The organism is Maricaulis sp., assembly GCF_030149235.1.
In the GTDB taxonomy this organism is placed as follows: domain Bacteria; phylum Pseudomonadota; class Alphaproteobacteria; order Caulobacterales; family Maricaulaceae; genus Maricaulis.
Map to the genome: position 1 here is coordinate 23038 of NZ_JASBRW010000047.1, position 17898 is coordinate 40935.

A 17898-nucleotide genomic window follows, 5' to 3' on the forward strand; every position below is an offset into this window, starting at 1 on the left:
ATTTAAAAGTTTAGCAATCGGTCTTTGCCATTCTTCATCACGTCGAGGCGGCAACAGCCTCGCAGAGATAACCTTGGCGTCAGAAGAGGGAAATCCCCACGGCGCGACTTTGAGATGGATGAGGGAATGTCGATGAAAACGGCAGGTATCATGTTTATTGCGGCAGCCATGACGGCGATGAGCTTCGCGGCTGCTCCGGCGAGTGCACAGGACCGCGAACGCACGTCCGTTGAGGCACCGTCCTATCCGCGTAGTGCTGAGCGTCGCGGCATCGAGGGCTATGCAGTGGTCCAGTATTCGGTTGCCGAAGACGGCAGCGTTCAGAATCCCACTGTGGTCGAATCGGAGCCTGCGGGCGTCTTTGATCGCGCCGTTTTGCGCGCCATTGAAGGGTGGGCTTATGCGCCGGCCGCAGCTGCAACCGAGGGATTGGAGCAACGTTTCGACTTCAATCTCGGCGGCTAAGGTTAATCCAGACCACGCAAATCAGCATCAGAACTGAAACGCGAAAATAATAATAAGAATTCATTTACGGCGGCGCGGTAGCGTCGCCGTGATTTTTTGTAATTGCCGACTCGTTGTCGGGAGGATTTGAGGCCATGAATTCCTTTTTCGCCGCTCTTAACGAAAAGACATCCAGCATTCGCGTGCGGTTGCTGGCCGCTTTCGGGCTTTCTGCTGCGATGACGCTTGTTGCAGCGGGTGTCGGCGTTTTCGGATTTAACTCGGCTAATTACGCGGTGGAGCAAATTTCCAACCGTTCAATTCCCGAAATTCAAGCGGCCGCCCGGGTCAGCGAGGAAAGCCAGGCGATGGCCGAAGGGCTCCAGGCCTTTGCTCTGTCCCCGACTGTTGAGGCGCGCCTGACGAATTATTCGCGATTGACCGAGATGCGGGATGGCCTCCTCGCTAATCTGTCTTCGCTGCGTCAGATGTCAGGAAACAACGAAACCGCTCAGCTGGCGACCGCTGTTGAAGACCTGGCCACCCTCGTCGACACCATGAATGGCGTTGTCGGTGAGCGCCTGCAAATCCGTGACCGCCGCTGGTATGTCACCAGCGAAGCCCGTCAGGCTCGCGTGACCCTGACAGAGAGCGTTGAAGGCGCACTCGATAATAGCGATGAGGCGGATATCGAGAGCCTGCTCCGCACGCTCGTGGCCGCCAATCAGATCCTGATCCAGTACACAGAAACCGACGTCGCCGCCTCTGACGCTGAAGTCGATGCCCTGTTCGATGATTTCGACATGGCCCTGGGCGAGCTGGATGTGAACATCGCCATTCTCGGCGATATCGTCACCGACGAAATGCGCACAAGCGCCAATGCCCTCCTGGGGTATGGCGAAGGTGCAGCGGGCGTGTTCGAGCTGCGCAAGTCCGAGCTGCAGGCTGTCACCGAGGCAGAGCGCGTTTCCGAGGAAGCCCGTATCGCGGCAGAAGCCCTTCTGTCTCGCGTCAATGCCTTCAAAGGCGAAGTGGATGGCCGCGTCGAAGCGGCCACCGCCAATGCCAATGGCGCAGTCCTGACCGGACGCATCCTGCTGATTATCATTGCGGCCGTTGGCCTGATTATCGCCGCTGCGATCGCCTGGTTCTACGTGTCCAACATGGTTCTGGCCCGCCTGAGCGCCATGGCACGCACCATGAGTGCGCTGGCTGAGGGTAATAGCGAGGTCCAACTTGGCTTCACGCCGGGCCGTGACGAAATCGGCGACATGGCCCGTTCGGTCGACGTCTTCCGCCAGAACGCGATCGAGCGCGCTCGACTGGAAGCTGAGACCGAAGAAGAGCGCCGCATGAAGGAGAAGCGTTCCGCTGCGGTGGAAAGCCTGATCCAGGCCTTCGAGGAAGCGTCCACCAGCGCTCTCAGCCAGGTGAACGAGGCCGCGACCCAGATGGAAACTTCCGCTCGCGCCATGAGCTCGACGGCTGCGGCCACGACAGGCAAGTCTGCCGCTGTGGCCCAGGCGTCGGAAGGCGCGTCGCAGAACGTACAAACTGTGGCCGCCGCCGCCGAGGAGATGGTCTCCTCGATCGGCGAAATCAGCCAGCAGATCTCCCGCTCAACCGAAATCGCCGGCAATGCCGTTGACCAGGTCGAGCAGACCAATGTCGACGTGCAGGCGCTCAATGATGCCGCCAAGAGCATTGATGACATCGTCAACCTCATCAACGACATCGCCGAGCAGACCAACCTGCTGGCCCTGAACGCGACCATCGAGGCGGCACGGGCTGGTGAGGCCGGCAAGGGCTTCGCGGTCGTGGCTTCCGAGGTGAAAGCCCTGGCCAGCCAGACCGGTAACGCGACGCAGAACATCTCCGAGCATATCGGTGGTATCCAGTCTGCGACTTCCAAGGCTGTGGAAGCCATGGGCTCGATCGGCGGCACCATTCACGAGATGAGCGAGATCGCCACCGCAATCGCTGCGGCAATGGAAGAACAGCGCGCGGCTGCGAGTGAGATCACCCGTTCCGCGCAGGAAGCAGCAGACGGTACCCGCGAGGTCTTCTCCAACATCCAGGAAGTCGACCAGGCGACCTCGGAGACCGGCGAAAGCGCGGGTCAGGTGCTCGAGGCATCGCTGGCGGTGTCACGCCAGTCTGAGACCCTCAAGACGTCCGTCGAGCAGTTCCTCGACGAGGTCCGCACCGCTTAATTGCAGATCAACTGAAATCAGCCACCGCCCGCGGCTTGCCAGCCGCGGGCGGTGCGCGTATATGCCGATCCTCCCTTTGTGGGGAACACGTGTGGCGAGGTAGCTCAGCTGGTTAGAGCGCACGACTCATAATCGTGAGGTCGAGAGTTCAAGTCTCTCCCTCGCCACCACCAACCTTCTCTCAGTCGAATACAGATTAACTCGCCGTGAAGCGCCTATCTGTCGCGTTTCCCTTGGGCCGTTGTGGACCTATATCCTCAAGGCAGTGAACAGGAGTGCGCCGATGTCTACGGGTACGGTTTTGTCGGTCTTCGCCGGAGCCATCATCATCCTTGCCGGAATTGCCTATCTCGTCGTGGGCGCGAGCATCCTGCCGGAGAACGGCATGAGCGGGCATGGGTGGTTCGCCCTAATTCTCGGCTCTGTTTTGTCATTGCTGGTGGGGGGCGCACTGGCGACCGTCCTGATCATCTCCCGTCGTCGCGGCTTCGACGAGGCCGCCCACGAGGTCTACAAGGAGGTTGAGGACCGCTAGAAAAGCAAAGAGCCCGGCCGTTGACCGGGCTCGTGCATGGCGTCTTCAATGACCTATCTCAATAGCGTCGGTCGCGGCGGTCCTCGCGGCGATCGCGGACATCCTCGCGGGCATCCCTGATATCCTCCCGCATATCGAAATAATCTTCAATCAGATCACCCGGGCCGGTAAATCGGCGGGCATCGCGGATATCCTCGCGCGCATCGCGGATATCCTCCCGCCGGTCGCGGCGATCCTCGCGCCGGTCATAAACATCCTCGATCCTGTCGCGGACCTCGCGGGTCGTGTGATGATAGGGGTGGGCATAGGCCGGAGCGGCTGTGCTGGCGGCCATCAATGCGATCGCGATAAACCTGTAGGGCATGGCATGTCCTTTACCGTTTGCGTATCCCTCGCACGAGTGAAACGGTGAAGGTCTGTCAATCCGTCGATCAGGCGACCTTCCGGTTCTCGCGCCGGTCCATGGCAAGGGCTGCGTCAATGGCGGAGAACAGGGCGTCGCGTTCGACTGGCTTGCTGACATGGCTGCTCATGCCCGCTGCGATGCAACGCTCTGCCGCCCCGGAGAGAGCGTTTGCGGTCAAAGCAATGATCGGAATCGTAGCGGCTTCAGACGTCAAGGCGCGGATGGCCTGGGTCGCCGCAATACCGTCCATGACCGGCATTTCCATATCCATCAGGATGAGGTCGTAGGAACGCGCCTGGACCGCCTCGAGGGCGAGTTTTCCGTTTTCAACATAGTCTGCTGTCAGGCCTTTAAGTTTGAGGAATCCCTTCGCTACAGCCTGATTCACCGGATTGTCCTCAGCCACCAGAACGCGCGTTGTTGTGACTGCGGTTTCCTCTTCGTGCGCGATGTCTTCAGTACTCCCGGCAGTCTGTTCACCAAAGTAGACCTTCAAAGGAACCTCGAACCAAAAGGTTGAGCCTTCATTCTCCACCGACCGGAAGCCAATTGTTCCGCCCATCAGGTCCACCAGACGCTTACAGATTGCCAGGCCGAGACCACTGCCGCCATGGCGACGGGTGGTCTCTGCGTCCGCTTGGGTGAAGGCGGTAAACATGCGCTCCTGCGCGCTGAGCGGAATACCGCAGCCGCTATCCCGAACCTCGATCCGCATCACCGAGCGTTTCCGGCCAATATCATGGAAGACCATGCTAACGTCGACCATGCCTTGATCTGTGAATTTGATCGCATTGCCGATCAAGTTAAACAGGATCTGCTTGAGCCGTACCGGGTCACCCTTGAATTCACGTCCTTCGGCGCCACTGACCTCGATCGTAAATGTGATCCCTTTTTCTCGTGCGCGCCCTTGCCATAGCGTTTGAGCATCCTGGGCCAGCTGCTTCGGATTGAATGGGTGAATATCCAGATCCATCTTTCCGGCTTCGATCTTGGAGAGGTCCAGAATGTCGTTGAGCAGGCGTAGGAGGATTTGGCCACTATCATCGATAACGCGAACAAACTCGGTCTGTTCCTCGTCCAGGTCCGTCGCTGTCAACAATTGTGCGATCCCGAGTACCCCGTTAAGCGGGGTCCGGATTTCATGGCTCATAGTGGCCAGGAAATCCGACTTGGCTTTGGAGGCGGCTAGCGCCTCAATGCGGGCGCGGCCAAGCTGTTCTGCCAGCGCGGAGAGTTTGTGGTTGCGCTCTTCGGATTCCCGCGCCATCGCGGTGAATAGCTCGAGCGAGGTTCCGACCCCTACAAACTCGCCCTGGCGAACGGCTACGAAGCCCTCCATCAATGCAGACGGGCGATCGCGAACGATCCGTGCGTTAAGCGCCTCAACCGGGGTTGAGGCCTCGACGATGAGAGGTTCCTTATTCATCAGGAAGGTGATCGGACGCTTGGAAAACAGCGCGCGACCATGCCGGTCCGCCATCCGCAGAAAAAACTGGTCGCGGGTAACCAGGCCTACCGGATGGCGGTTATCAACCACGGCGACGACAAGAAGGTCATCATCGTGGGAAAACAACTCGTAAACGTCTTCCCCGCGCGCGGTTGGCGCTACAGTTGGTGCTTCGACGAGCACATCACGAACCAAGCGGCTCATAGCGACTACCCCAGTTCCATCCGCACGTAGAATAGGCAGAACTGGGCTTCGGTTTCGTTAAACGAGCGGCGCGTCACAAAACAATCGCGAGATTGTCACAGAGGTTGACGGGAGCTTACTTTCAACCAGTCCAGATAGCCGCGATGGGAATGGGTTTCATCAATGTCCAAGACCACAAAGCACGGTGTCTCATAAGGGTGAAGCTCGACGAACCGGGTCCTGAGCGCATCTGTCTGCGCCCCGTCGGCCTTCAAGATCATCACGGTCTCCTGGTCCTCTTGGGGATTGCCGTCCCAGACATAGACGCTTGTCATACCTGGGAGGATGTTGGCGCAGGCGCATAGGCCGTCGGCGACAAGACGACGCGCGGCGGTGCCGGCGCTCTGTGCGTCCGGCCAGGTCGTGTAAATCCAATGGAAAGCAGGCATGGCTATCTCTCCTCAGCACGCCTATATAACGGCGCCATGACCAACACGTCGAACCCTGATACAGCCCTTGTGCTCTTCTCCGGCGGTCAGGACAGCGCGACTTGCCTGGCCTGGGCCCTGGAGCGATATCCCCGCGTGGAGACGGTGGGGTTCGAATATGGCCAGCGCCATGGCGTTGAGATGCAAGCGCGGCTGGATGTGCGCCGTTCCATGGTCGAGCGTTTTGACCAATGGGCTGACCGTCTGGGCGAGGATTTCGTCATCGATCTCTCCGGTTATGGCGCCATCGCCGAAAGCGCGCTGACTGCCGACCGCGCCATCGAGATTCAGGAAAACGGACTGCCCTCGACCTTCGTGCCGGGCCGTAATCTGGTATTCCTCACTGTCGCCTCTGCGCTGGCCTACCGGCGCGGCCATGACGTGATGGTCGGCGGCATGTGCGAGACCGATTTCTCTGGCTATCCCGATTGCCGGCGCGCAACGATCGACGCCATGCAGTCAGCCTTGTCGCTCGGCCTCGATCGCAAACTCGTGCTGGAAACGCCGCTCATGTTCATCGACAAGGGGGCGACCTGGGCTTTAGCGCATCAGCTTGGAGGCACCGATCTGGTCGACCTCATCCGTCGAGAAACCCACACCTGCTATACTGGTGACCGCTCCACCTTGCATGAGTGGGGTCATGGCTGCGGCACATGTCCCGCCTGCGAATTGCGCGCGCGCGGCTGGCAAGAATGGACCGAGGCGGCATGACCTATTCCGTTAAAGAGATTTTCCTCACCGTTCAGGGCGAGGGCGCCCAGGCCGGGCGGCCTGCGGTTTTCCTGCGCTTTGCGGGATGTAATTTGTGGAGCGGTCGCGAGGCGGATCGCGCAAGTGCCGTGTGCCGTTTCTGCGATACCGATTTCGTCGGCACCGACGGACCCGGCGGTGGCAAATTCGCCGATGCGGCAGCCCTGGTCGACACGGTGGCCGGATACTGGCCGGGCGGCGGAACGCCATTGGTGGTGTGCACCGGCGGTGAGCCATTGCTGCAGCTCGACAGCTCGCTGATCGACGCCCTGCACGCGGCCGGTTTCGAAATTGCCGTCGAGACAAACGGCACCGTCAAAGCCCCGGCGGGTATCGACTGGATTACCGTCAGTCCCAAGGCGAAAGCCGAGGTTATCCAGACCTCCGGCGACGAGCTCAAACTGGTCTACCCGCAGGACGAGATCAAACCGGCTGATGTGGAACATCTCGACTTCAAGCGATTCTCGCTTCAGCCCATGGACGGGCCTGCGATGATGGAGAATGCCAAGGCGGCGTTCGAGTACTGCCTTGAACATCCCAAATGGGTGCTCAGCCTGCAGACCCACAAGTGGATCGGCGCCCCCTGATCGGTGTCCGAAGTCGCGGCAAGCAAAAGGGCCTGCCCGAAGACAAGCCCTTGAACATAGTAGTTTAGCCTTTGAAAATCAGGACTCGCCGCGCAATTCCTCATGGACCTCATTGCGCACACGACGCGAGAAGAGGTGGAAGGCCCGGCGGGCATCATACCAGGTCGAGGCGCCGTACACTTCCCGAAGATTGTGCGACGACCAGGAGTAATCGAACTCTTCCAGGACCCGGCCGTCCTCGCTGACCAGACGCGCTTCGAGTTCGGCGCCGCCGATACCGATACTGCGCATGGAAAGACCAACCCGGTTACGAAGCTGCTGGAATGTCGGGCGATTTGGCGTCGCGTCTAGCAAGGTGACCTCGAGGCGCGTACCGTCCATCATGTCAATACCGCGCAAAGCCTGTTCCAGGTCATCGGTCAGGTAACCGGCCAAGCGGTTAAGCTCGCGCTCGCCATACTCGTCGGCTTTCTCGAGCATTTCATCGCCAAAGGCGATTGGGGCAATTTCGATATGTTCATCAGCCAGCGCCGCAGCAGATACGGCCGTGGCAGCAAGGCAGGCTAGTATAGTGCGCGTCATGAGCGCCTCCGTTTGCGTTACCCATCCCTCGATAGGTAATGCTAACAAAGGTCGCTGCAAGCTGTCACCTGACCAGCGGCGGGAAAGTTGACGCACCTAGCGGTCGTCATCCTCGTCGTCATCACCCGGGGTGACGATATCGATGGCGGCTCCGGTCACATCGACGGCGGCTTCCACGGTATTGCCCACAGTGCCGATAGCGATATCCGCAGCCAAACCGGCAGCACCGATGGCCAGACAGCCATTGAGGGCGGGAGCGGCGAAAAGCAGAAAAACAAGCGGGCGAAGCCGGCGCATGAAAACCTCCAGGGATCGATGCATCAGACTTCGCCTACTCGTGTTGCGGAAGTATGAAAACCGCCGCGAAATTGCTGCTGCTTACTTGGTTTCCACCAGCACCAGCTCGGTGTCGTTACCGGCTTTAATGATGATCTCGCCGACATCGCGGATTGCAGCACCATCGCGGGCCTTCAGGCTTTCACCATTCACAGTCGCCGAACCCGTGGCCAGCACCAGATAGGCCTGGCGGCCCTGGGGCAGGGCGTGGGTGACGGTCTTGCCGGCTTCCACAGTGGCGCCAAGCACTTTGGCATCGGCGCGGATCATCAGCCCGCCATCGCGCTCCGGGTTGCCCGAGGCAAGAACGACGAAGTCACCGGCGCTTTCGCCCTTGGGAAACTCCATCGCATCCCAGCGCGGCTCACCACCGGAGGTTTCCGGGATGATCCAGATCTGGAAGATCCGGGTCAGCTCGTCCTCGCGGTTGAACTCGGAGTGATAGATACCGGACCCGGCCGACATGACCTGGACATCGCCGGCTTCGGTGCGGCCTTCATTGCCCAGATTATCGCGGTGGGTGATGGCGCCGTCGCGGACATAGGTGATGATTTCCATATCCTTGTGCGGGTGCGGCGCGAAGCCTTCGCCCGGCTGGATTTCATCATCATTCCAGACGCGAAGTGCGCCCCATCCGACCCGCTTCGGGTCGAAATAGCTGCCGAAGCTGAAATGGTGTTTGGCGTTCAGCCACTCATTCTGAAAGCGGCCAAGGCTGTCAAAGGAACGTTTCTCGATCATGGTTTTGCTCCCTGGGTTTCGTGTTGAGGCAGAGATAGGTCGCCGGTCGCTGGCGATAAACAGGCAGGTCGGACGCTGTTAGTTTCCTAGCGGGAAATAATGCCCGCTAGCGGCCTTCGCGCCACCATCCCAGGCCCATCAACGTCGCGATGATCAGGACCAGGAGAAGGGCAGGCATGATCGGAGTCTGGGTCGAGGCCCGGACGATATAGCGCTCATTGCGCTTCAGCCCGAGCCAGTTGCGGCCGGCCTGGTCACCGCTGGCACGCGTGCGACGGATGTCCGGCAGGCGCAGGCTGTCACCCTCGCCGATATAGTATTGACCGCCTCTCGTGGCATCGACAAACGGGTCCAGGACCTCGGTAGTGGGACGCAGGTCGGCGTATTCTAGCGGGTTGAGCGGCCCCAGGGCGGCGACCGTGGTCAGATCGCCCGAGCGCAGGCGGACAATGCCGGCGCCTTCCGCTTCGAGGGCAGCAGCGAAGCGGCCGGTTGCGGTTTCGCTCATATCGACCACGTCCTGTTGCCCGTCCGGCCAGGTCACCTGCAGGGGCGGGGCTGTACCGGCCAGGGTGACCCGGTCAGCGCGAAGCTCGCCATCGATGATGCTGGCCGTCAGGCGTTCCTCGTCCAGTTCCGGTTCACGCATTAGCCAATGGGCGACGCGGCGGAACATTTCCGCGTAGGGACCCCCGCCTTCAAAGCCGCGGGACCAGAGCCAGGTCTGATCTGACATCACCATCGCGGCCCGGCCTTGACCGGAGCGATCGAGAACGAGGAGCGGATTGCCGTCCGGTGCCTCGAGCAGCACCTGGCCCGACAGGGCGGTGCCATTGATGCGGCGCAGCCAGCGTCCCCAGGTCGGGTCCTCACCGCCGCCTTCCAGTCCGGTTGTGACCGGGTGGCGGAGGCCAAGCAGTGTTGATTGCGGTGTGAAACCGCCCTCGCTCAGTGTTCCTGTGGGGCGCACCGGGAGAACCGAGGCCAGGGGCGTGCGGAACAGGCTTGGCCGGCCGGCGAAGGGCGGGCCGGCTGTGACCAGCAGGGCCCCACCGTTTTCTACATAGCGGGCGATATTGTCGAAATAGAGCGGCGGCATGATGTTGCGCCGGTAATAGCGGTCGAATATCACCAGATCGAATTCGGCGAGACGCTCCACAAACAGTTCCTGGACCGGGAAGGCGATCAGGGCCAGTTCGTCGACCGGCGTGGTATCGCGGCGATCCGGCGGTCGCAGAATGGTGAAATGAACGAGGTCGACCGACGGGTCGGACTTGAGCAGATCACGCCAAGCGCGGGCACCATTGTGCGGCTCACCGGTGACCAGCAGTACGCGCAGACGGTCCCTTACGCCATTCACGTTGGCGGCGGCGCGGTTGTTGATCAGGGAGAGTTCCTGTGGTCCGGCGGCCACCTCGATCTCGATGACATTCTGGCCTCGCCGCTCGACCGGGACATTGACCGGGATGGTGCGGCCGATCGGGACATTGTGGACCTGCGGTTCGCCGCCTTCGAAGCGGAACTCGACCCGTGCCGTACCTGTGACGGCTTCATCCTCGATACGAATGGAGAAGCTCACCGTCTGCCCGACAATGCCATAGCGCGGGGCTTCCTCGATGATCAGCCGGCGATCACCGGCATTGCGGTCCCCGGGCATGGCCTGGTGGAGTGGAGCGTCCAGATTAAGCGCATCGGTGTCGCTTGGCGCGTCGTGCACCTGGCCATCGGTCGCCATGACGACACCGGCGAGCCGGTCCTGCGGCACGCTGGCCAGCGCCTGGTTGAGCGCGTCAAAGACACGAGAGCCATCTGTGCCCTCGCGGGCCTCCACCTCGACGAGGTCAAGCAGCGGGTCGGCCTCCGCGGCGGCCCGCATACGCTCGGCCAGGCCATCAGCGGCGGCCTCGCGTTCGCCAATGCGCATCGACGCACTGGTGTCAGTGACCAGAATGGCGATGTCGGCCAGCGGGTCGCGCTCTTCCTCGACGAGAGACGGGTTGGCCAGGGCCAGACCGACGACCGCCAGGGCGAGGCCGCGCCAGAGCCAGCCCGACAGGCGCTGCAGCGCGCCGGCAATGAGCACGACAAAGCCCACGGTCAGGAGACCGATGAGCCAGGGCGCCGGGATGAGCGGCGCAAAATCGATCGTCGTCGCCATCATTGTCCGAGCCGCTCCAGAATATCGGGGATGTGGACCTGATCGGCCTTGTAGTTGCCGGTCAGGGCATACATGGCGACATTGATTCCGAAGCGCTGTGCCAGTTCGCGCTGGCGCTCGCCGCCATCAACCGGGGCCATCGGGCGGCCGTTTTCATCCACCGCCCAGGCCGAGGCCCAGTCATGGGCCCCGATAATCACGCCGGATGTGCCGTCACGCGACGCTCCGTCCGGATTGGCTTCAACCCAGACCGGGCTGCCGGAGAAGCGGCCCGGGAATTCCTGCAGCAGGTAGAAGCTGCGGGTCAGGACGTGGTCGGACGAGATCTGCGCCAGGGGCGGCACATCGATACTGTCGAGAATGGTGATCAGTCCGGGATGCGGCGCACCGGCACGAAGCGCAGCCACATCGGCATCCTGGGTGTCGAAAATGATCAGCCCGCCGCCTTGCAGATAGGCGGTGATGCGAGAGGCGGCCTCCTCAGACAGGGCGGCGGCGTCACGCTCGACCGGCCAGTAGATCATCGGGAAGAAGATCAGCTCGTCGGTTTCCGGATGGATCGCCATCGGTGTGCCCGGTTCCATGGCGCTGCGGCGAGTGATTTGCTGGCTGAGGCCGATCAGGCCGGCGCGGCTCCGGCTGTCGATGGCGCTGACACCGGTGGCAACATAGGCGAAGCGCAGGTCCAGCGCGGCTTCCAGGGCGTAGGCATCGGCATCCTGGGCCTCGGCGTGTGGCACGACAGGCAGGAATAAGAGCGCGCCAACCGCCGCCGCTGTGGCGCCGAAGGGCAGACGCAATCGTCCCGCCAGGCCAAGGGCGATCAGAACATCCAGGATCATCATGATTAGGGCGCCTACCAGTAGGGGCGTTTCGAAGCGGAAGGGACGCGGACCGTCAAAGCCCGCGAAGACGGCGCCGGGCAGATCACGCGGCAGCGGCGCCAAGGCAAAGTCGGCAGGCACCGTATTGAGGGCCTGAACGGCGGCGCCGAGGCGATAAAGACCTGGTGGGGCCGACGGGCTGACACGGGTCTGCGAGAAGGCCTCGGCCGGGATCGGGCGAGCGCTGACCGGCGGATTGGCCAATTGCCCGCCCGCGTCCAGGGCCTGGGAGACCGACCAGGCGCCGTTCAGGGAGGCGCTGACCTCACCGCCTTCGGCCAGGCCGAGAACTCGTTCCAGCATGCGCGGGAACAGGCCTGACAAGGGCAGGTCGGACCAGGTCGGTCCGGCAGTGACGTGGAAGAGTACGATCCAGCCACGGCCGCGGCGCTGCGCGGTCACCAGCGGCGTGCCATCTTCCAGCCGCGCCCAGACCCGGTCCGGCGTGGCGCTGCCCGGCTCGGCCAGGACCTGGCTGTCAATTGTCGCGCTCGCATCGGCCGGCAGCCCGGCAAAGGGCGATTGTGCACCGAAGGCGGCCATGCGTTGCGGTTCTTCCCAGTTCAACGCGCCACCAAGCAGGCGCCCCCCCTGGCGCAGGTCGACCGGAAGAAGATCATCGCCGCGGGCCGCGAGGCGAGGCCCGGCGAAACGGATGAGGAGACCGCCATCGAGGACGAAGTCGCTGATGCGCTCATCATCGCTGCGCGCATCGTCCACCATGACCAGAACCGCCGGAGGCTCCTCGAGCAGGGTGTCGAGCTCACCGCGATAGGGAACCGAGACCGGCGAGATGGCACTTTCTACATAGTGCAGGTCAGACAGGAGCGGCTGTCCGTCATCGGCATTGGCTTCAATCAATCCCACGCGCGGGCGCTGCCAGCGATCTCCGAGCAAGCGAACCGAACCGGCCCCCGGACGGGCATCGACCCGCAGGCTGGCGATACGATTGCGCAGATCCAGAGGGAGCGCGATGTCCACACTGGTGCTGCCGGAACCGCCGTCAAAAACGGCCGGCGCGCGGGCAATGGCCCGACCGTCCTGTCCCAGGGCCACGATGTCGACGCTCATGGGCAAATCAGCGGCGGCGCGGCGGACGGTAACGCGCAGGCCTTCTGTCGTGGCTTCGGGGGCGTCGATAGCCAGCGGTGCGCGCCCGGTATCGGGTTCGATGACCCGCACCGAGCCGAGATCGTTGAGCGCCGCGGCGAGATCGCGCGCGCCCGTATCGGTCAGGCCATTGGAAAGCCAGGTGACCGCCAGCGGGGCGGTGAGTGCATCATTGGCAATGGCGTCATCGATGCGTTCAGCCAGTGCGGCCCGGTCAGCAAACCAGGCTTGCGGCTCGGCGCTGCTGAGCAGGCGCCGGGCGCTGTCCGCGCTGTCCAGGCGAAGCGGAAGGGGCGCATCGATGGCCGGTGCGGTCATCGCCAGCGCGACGCTGCGGCCATCGCGATCGGCATCGTCAATGAGCCGCGCCGCGAGACGCTCCATCTCGCTCCACGCCGTCGCCGAGGCCCAGCCATTATCCATCACGATCAGGATCGGGCGGTCGTCCACTTCCACCGCAGGCGGGGTCCAGACCGGGCGGGCCAGACCGATGATGATCAGCGCCGCGATCAGCAGTCGGAACAGGATCAGCCACCAGGGTGCATGGTGCGGGGTTTCATTGTCGTCGGGCGCATCGCGCAGCAGTCGCAAGGGCGGGAAGACCGCGCGCTTGGGTGCCGGTGGTGTCGCCCGCAATAACAGCCAGAGCGCCGGCAGGGTCAAAAGACCGGCCAGGGCCCAGGGGGCGGCGAAACTCAGCGGTCCAAAGCTCAGCATCTCAGACCTCCCGCGCCAGGGCTCGATAGAGCGCCAATACCGCGCTCGTGGCCGGTCGGTCGGTCCTGTGGGTGACCAGGGCCCAACCGCGGCTGCGTGCCAGTTCGGCCAAAGCCTCACCATGTTCGCGCCAACGCAGTCGATAGGTCGAACGGGCTTCTTCCGCCCGGCCGAATAACAGGCTGTCCCCAGCGTCTGCCGGTTCAAACCGGGTGCGGCCGGAATAGGGGAAATCTTCTTCGGCCGGATCGACGATGCGCAACAGCACGCCCTCGCATTCCTCGGCCGTGAAGCGGCTGAGCCGGGCGTGCCAGGTCTCGATCGGATCAAGGAAGTCGCTGGCCAGGACCACGCGCCCGAAGCGGGAAATATGCGGGGCTTCAACCGAGCTCAGGGCACCCGGGCCGAGGGCCAGACGGCGCGAGCTGCGTTCCAGTCCCAGGGCACCGGTGCGCGCAATGCCACTCTCGCCGAGAACCGAGACCCGTTCGCCGCCCTGGGTCAGCAGGGCAGCCAGCGCGATCTGGCAGACGGCCGCGCGATCAGCCTTGTGCGGGACATGCTTGGAGGAGGCAAAACGCATCGATGCGCTGCCATCGCGCCAGAGCCAAATCGTATTGGCGCCTTCCCATTCATTCTGGCGAACGAACAGCTGGTCCGAGCGCGCGGATTGGCGCCAGTCGATCGCGGCGCGGCCGTCCTCAGGGCGATGATGGCGATATTGCCAGAACGTCTCGCCCACACCGGAGCGGCGGCGGCCATGCACACCCTGGGCGACTGTCGCGGCAATACGCTCGGCCTCGGCCAGCAGGGCTGGCAGGCTGGCAGCCGCCTCTTCGCCCTCATGGCGAAGCTTGACGACCTGCGCCTCCTTATGACGGTCGACGCCGCGGGCCATGGGATCAGGCGGCCTGGTCTGCCAGGGTCTTGATCAGGCCCTCCAGCGTGTGCCCATCGGCCCGAGCGGCGAAGGACAGCGCCATACGGTGTTTCAGAACCGGTTCAGCCAGTGCAGCGACGTCTTCCGTGGACGGCGCCAGACGGCCCTGCAGCAGGGCGCGTGCGCGGCAGGCCAGCATCAGTGCCTGGCCGGCGCGCGGGCCAGGGCCCCAGGCGACGCCGTCACGAACCGCCTCGATCTCGCTTTCATCCGGGCGGGCAAGGCGCAGCAGGTCGAGAATGGCCTCCAGAACTTTCTCACCGACCGGCAGTCGGCGTACGAGCGACTGCAGCTTGATGATTTCTTCGGCATCGAGGATCGCTTCCGCTTCCGCCTCATCGGCGCCGGTCGTGGCCAGCAGCAAGGCGCGCTCGGCATCTCGCTCCGGGTAAGGAATATCGACACGCAGCAGAAAGCGGTCGAGCTGGGCTTCCGGCAGCGGGTAGGTGCCTTCCTGCTCGATCGGGTTCTGGGTCGCCAGCACGTGGAAGGGATGGGGCAGGTCGTGGCGTTCACCGGCGACGGTGACATGACCCTCCTGCATGGCCTGCAGCAGGGCGGCCTGGGTGCGCGGGCTGGCGCGGTTGATCTCGTCAGCCATCAGCAGGCGACAGAAGACCGGACCGGCGAGGAAGCGGAAATGGCGTTTGCCGTCATCGCTTTCCTCGAGGATTTCGGAGCCGAGGATATCGGCCGGCATCAGGTCCGGGGTAAACTGAATGCGCTTGGTGTCGAGCCCGGTGGCGATGGCAATGGTCTGGACCAGCTTGGTCTTGGCCAGGCCGGGTGCGCCGACCAGCAGGGCATGACCACCGGACAGGATGGCCGTAAGGCAGAGGTCCACCTCGTTTTCGAGGCCGAAAATCACCCGTCCAATCGAGGATTTGACGGCTTTCAGCCGTTCGGTTGCTGCATCCGCTTCGGCAATAAGTTCCGCACCGGCTTCATGTCTGTCTGTCATCGCACTAAATTCCTTCGCCACACGGTTGATTTATAGACCAGGATGCAAACGTCGAGGATGACGTTGCACACACGAGGTGTCCATGCCTGAAGACGAGCAAACGCCGGACGCATTGCAGTCGCTGCTGAAAGCCGCCGAGACGGCTGGCGAGGGCCTGCCGCCCGTCGATCGCTGGGAGCCGCAATTTTGCGGTGAAATGGATATGGTCATCCGGCGCGATGGCTCCTGGTGGCATGAGGGAACACGGATTACGCGTGAGCGTCTGACACGTTTGTTTTCGAAGATCGTGCGGAAAGATGACGACGGCATTCATTATCTCGTTACGCCCGTCGAAAAGATCTCGATCACTGTCGAGGAAGCCCCCTTTGTCGCCGTGCGAGTCGATGCGGCCGGCGGTGGTCCGGAGCAAACCCTGATCTTCACAACAAATTTTGGTGATTTGACCCAGGCGGGACCGGAACGGCCGATTGATGTGCGAATCGATGCGCAGAGCGGCGAGCCGACACCTCTGGTCCGGGTGCGCGGCCGGCTGGACGCTCTGATGACCCGGCCCGTCTTTTATGAGCTCGCCGGACTGGCCGTCGAGCACGACGGTGAACTCGGGGTCTGGAGCGGCGGTGTCTTCTTCCCGCTGGGGGGCGTGCATGCCTGAGACGCAAGCGCTTGAGGATTTCCTTCGCAGCAAGCTCGATCCGGTCGCAACGGGCGGTGAGGTGCCGGCGCGTGGTGATGGCGACCTCAACGGAGCGCCTTCACCGACCGGTCGGGATTTGCGCCCGGCCGCTGTCCTAGCGCCTCTGATCCTGCATGATGGCGCACCGCGCTTCCTGTTCACCGAACGTGCGGCGCATCTCTCCAAGCATGCCGGCCAGATCAGCTTCCCCGGCGGCCGGATCGATCCGGGCGATGCGACGCCGGCGGATGCGGCCTTGCGGGAACTGGAAGAGGAAGTCGGAATCGCGCCGGGTTATGTCGACTTGCTGGGCCGGTTCGATGCCTATGAGACCGCGACCGGTTTCTCCGTCACGCCCTTTGTCGGCATCGTCCGGCCCGGTTACCGGCTCCGGCCTGATCCGGGAGAAGTGGCGGATGTATTCGAAGCGCCCTACGACTTCCTGATGAATCCGGCCAACCACCAGCGCCAATCGCTCGAATGGCAGGGGGTTCGACGCTATTTCTATGCCATGCCCTGGCAGGAGCGCTATATTTGGGGGGCTACGGCAGGCATGCTCAAATCCCTGCACGACCGGTTATACGGGTAAAACATGACACGCATTCTTCTGCTTCAGATCGCGTCCTTCCTGCTGCCATTCGTCCTCTTCCTGATATGGCGCTGGCAACGCACCAGCAATCACCCGGTTGAGCCGACTCCGGTTCTCAAATTGTCGGCGGCCGGGGCATTCCTGGTGATGATGGTGATGGTGGCGCTGGTTCTTCTTGACAGTTCCCGGTCTGGACATGAGGGGCAGGTCTACGTCCCGCCACGCCTCGTTGATGGTGTCATCCAGCCGGGGCATTTCATCGACGACGAGACCGTGGATGAGGATGCGGAGGAGGAGCCCGAGGACCCGCCGGCGCGCCCGTGATGACCACTCGCCTCGATCCCGAAACCCATGCCTGGATGTCCAGTGCGAAAACGCGTGCCGTGACGGCAGCGCTTGAAACGGCGCGGGCGGGCGCCTCGCGCTATGTGGGCGGCTGTGTCCGCAATGCCTTGTTGGGGGCTCCGGTCGCTGATGTCGATATTGCCACCCAGATGAAGCCGCAGGAGGTCATTGCAGCCGCCAAAGCCGCGGGCCTTCGCGTCATTCCCACGGGTGTCGAGCACGGTACCGTCACCATTATCTCCGGCGGCGAGCCCTTCGAGGTCACCAGCCTGCGCCGGGATGTCGAGACCGATGGTCGCCGGGCGGTGGTCGCCTTTACCGAGGACTGGGCCGAGGATGCTCAGCGCCGAGACTTCCGGCTCAACGCGCTCTACGCAGATTTCCACGGAATAATTCATGACCCGACCGGTGGTCTGGAGGATCTGGAAGCGCGGCGCTTCGTTTTCGTCGGCGAGGCGAGGGATCGCATCCGTGAGGACTATCTGCGTGCGTTGCGCTTTTTCCGCTTCCAGGCCTGGTATGGCAGAGATGTGGCCGATCCGGCAGCGCTGACAGCGATTTCCGAGCTCAAGGCGGGCTTGTCGACGCTCTCGGTGGAGCGGGTCTGGTCGGAATTGAAGAAGCTGCTCGCAGCGCCAGATCCGCGCCATGCCCTCGCGCAGATGCGTGAGCTTGGTCTTCTGCAGCAACTTTTGGAAGTGAACGGATCCTTAAGAGTCCTGACCGCAATCATTGATCAAGATGTAGAATACGGATTAGCGCCCGATTCGCTGTTGCGGTTTGTGGCGCTGGCCGATGGCGGACCGGAA

At 62.7% G+C, this 17898-nt stretch carries 19 protein-coding genes and 1 tRNA gene; 10 read left to right on the forward strand and 10 right to left on the reverse strand.

The genetic code is table 11. The features are described 5' to 3' along the window. Positions 1-132: 132 nt before the first annotated feature. From Q1V51_RS07050 to Q1V51_RS07065, 4 genes are all read left to right on the forward strand, one after another. A complete protein-coding gene (locus tag Q1V51_RS07050; RefSeq protein ID WP_300554572.1) occupies positions 133-465 on the forward strand; it encodes an energy transducer TonB in 333 nt (110 codons plus the stop codon). A gap of 134 nt (positions 466-599) precedes the next feature. Next, on the forward strand, positions 600-2657 hold the full coding sequence (locus Q1V51_RS07055; protein WP_300554575.1) for a methyl-accepting chemotaxis protein: 2058 nt from the start codon (positions 600-602) through the stop codon (positions 2655-2657). Between the two features lie 93 nt (positions 2658-2750). Next, positions 2751-2827, forward strand: a tRNA-Met gene (locus Q1V51_RS07060). A 113-nt stretch (positions 2828-2940) separates the two neighbouring features. Then, complete coding sequence (locus Q1V51_RS07065; protein WP_300554577.1) at positions 2941-3192, forward strand: hypothetical protein; 252 nt, start codon at positions 2941-2943, stop codon at positions 3190-3192. A gap of 58 nt (positions 3193-3250) precedes the next feature. Here Q1V51_RS07065 and Q1V51_RS07070 read toward each other — a convergent pair whose 3' ends face one another. From Q1V51_RS07070 to cutA, 3 genes are all read right to left on the reverse strand, one after another. Beyond that, entirely contained in the window at positions 3251-3556 is a 306-nt protein-coding gene (locus Q1V51_RS07070) for a hypothetical protein (RefSeq protein ID WP_300554580.1), read from the reverse strand. Between the two features lie 67 nt (positions 3557-3623). Continuing rightward, complete coding sequence (locus tag Q1V51_RS07075; RefSeq protein ID WP_300554582.1) at positions 3624-5249, reverse strand: ATP-binding protein; 1626 nt, start codon at positions 5247-5249, stop codon at positions 3624-3626. Between the two features lie 95 nt (positions 5250-5344). Then, complete coding sequence (cutA, locus tag Q1V51_RS07080; protein ID WP_300554583.1) at positions 5345-5677, reverse strand: divalent-cation tolerance protein CutA; 333 nt, start codon at positions 5675-5677, stop codon at positions 5345-5347. Positions 5678-5713: 36 nt separating this feature from the next. Between cutA and queC the strand changes: the two genes are divergently transcribed. After that, the gene (gene queC / locus Q1V51_RS07085) at positions 5714-6427 is read left to right on the forward strand and encodes a 7-cyano-7-deazaguanine synthase QueC (RefSeq protein WP_300554585.1); all 714 of its coding nucleotides are present in this window, start codon (positions 5714-5716) and stop codon (positions 6425-6427) included. Continuing rightward, complete coding sequence (gene queE / locus Q1V51_RS07090) at positions 6424-7053, forward strand: 7-carboxy-7-deazaguanine synthase (RefSeq protein ID WP_300554587.1); 630 nt, start codon at positions 6424-6426, stop codon at positions 7051-7053. Before queC ends, queE begins: the two co-directional genes overlap by 4 nt. A gap of 78 nt (positions 7054-7131) precedes the next feature. Here the strand turns inward: queE and Q1V51_RS07095 are convergent, their stop codons facing one another. The 7 genes from Q1V51_RS07095 to Q1V51_RS07125 form a co-directional block, all read right to left on the reverse strand. Beyond that, entirely contained in the window at positions 7132-7635 is a 504-nt protein-coding gene (locus tag Q1V51_RS07095; RefSeq protein ID WP_300554589.1) for a hypothetical protein, read from the reverse strand. 96 nt (positions 7636-7731) lie between these two features. Next, positions 7732-7932 carry a hypothetical protein gene (locus tag Q1V51_RS07100; RefSeq protein ID WP_300554592.1) on the reverse strand — a complete coding sequence of 67 codons (201 nt, stop codon included), beginning with the start codon at positions 7930-7932 and terminating at the stop codon, positions 7732-7734. Between the two features lie 81 nt (positions 7933-8013). After that, entirely contained in the window at positions 8014-8712 is a 699-nt protein-coding gene (locus tag Q1V51_RS07105; protein ID WP_300554594.1) for a pirin family protein, read from the reverse strand. 106 nt (positions 8713-8818) lie between these two features. Then, positions 8819-10873, reverse strand: coding sequence for a hypothetical protein (locus Q1V51_RS07110; protein WP_300554596.1), 2055 nt, complete (start codon positions 10871-10873; stop codon positions 8819-8821). After that, complete coding sequence (locus Q1V51_RS07115) at positions 10870-13581, reverse strand: DUF4159 domain-containing protein (RefSeq protein WP_300554598.1); 2712 nt, start codon at positions 13579-13581, stop codon at positions 10870-10872. The genes Q1V51_RS07110 and Q1V51_RS07115 overlap by 4 nt, the downstream gene beginning before the upstream one ends. Before the next feature lies 1 nt (position 13582). Beyond that, positions 13583-14479 (reverse strand): DUF58 domain-containing protein, encoded by an 897-nt coding sequence (locus tag Q1V51_RS07120; RefSeq protein WP_300554601.1) that lies wholly within the window; start codon positions 14477-14479, stop codon positions 13583-13585. 4 nt (positions 14480-14483) lie between these two features. Next, positions 14484-15482 (reverse strand): MoxR family ATPase, encoded by a 999-nt coding sequence (locus tag Q1V51_RS07125; RefSeq protein WP_300554604.1) that lies wholly within the window; start codon positions 15480-15482, stop codon positions 14484-14486. 82 nt (positions 15483-15564) lie between these two features. On the opposite strand from Q1V51_RS07125, the gene Q1V51_RS07130 reads away from it, so the two are divergent. From Q1V51_RS07130 to Q1V51_RS07145, 4 genes are all read left to right on the forward strand, one after another. After that, a complete protein-coding gene (locus Q1V51_RS07130; protein WP_300554606.1) occupies positions 15565-16134 on the forward strand; it encodes a DUF1285 domain-containing protein in 570 nt (189 codons plus the stop codon). Further along, positions 16127-16744, forward strand: a complete 618-nt coding sequence (locus Q1V51_RS07135) for a CoA pyrophosphatase (protein ID WP_300554609.1) — start codon at positions 16127-16129, stop codon at positions 16742-16744. The genes Q1V51_RS07130 and Q1V51_RS07135 overlap by 8 nt, the downstream gene beginning before the upstream one ends. A 3-nt stretch (positions 16745-16747) precedes the next feature. Next, positions 16748-17068 (forward strand): DUF6111 family protein, encoded by a 321-nt coding sequence (locus Q1V51_RS07140; RefSeq protein WP_300554611.1) that lies wholly within the window; start codon positions 16748-16750, stop codon positions 17066-17068. Beyond that, on the forward strand, positions 17068-17898 hold an 831-nt coding region (locus tag Q1V51_RS07145), incomplete at its 3' end, for a CCA tRNA nucleotidyltransferase (protein ID WP_300554614.1). The genes Q1V51_RS07140 and Q1V51_RS07145, both read left to right, overlap by 1 nt.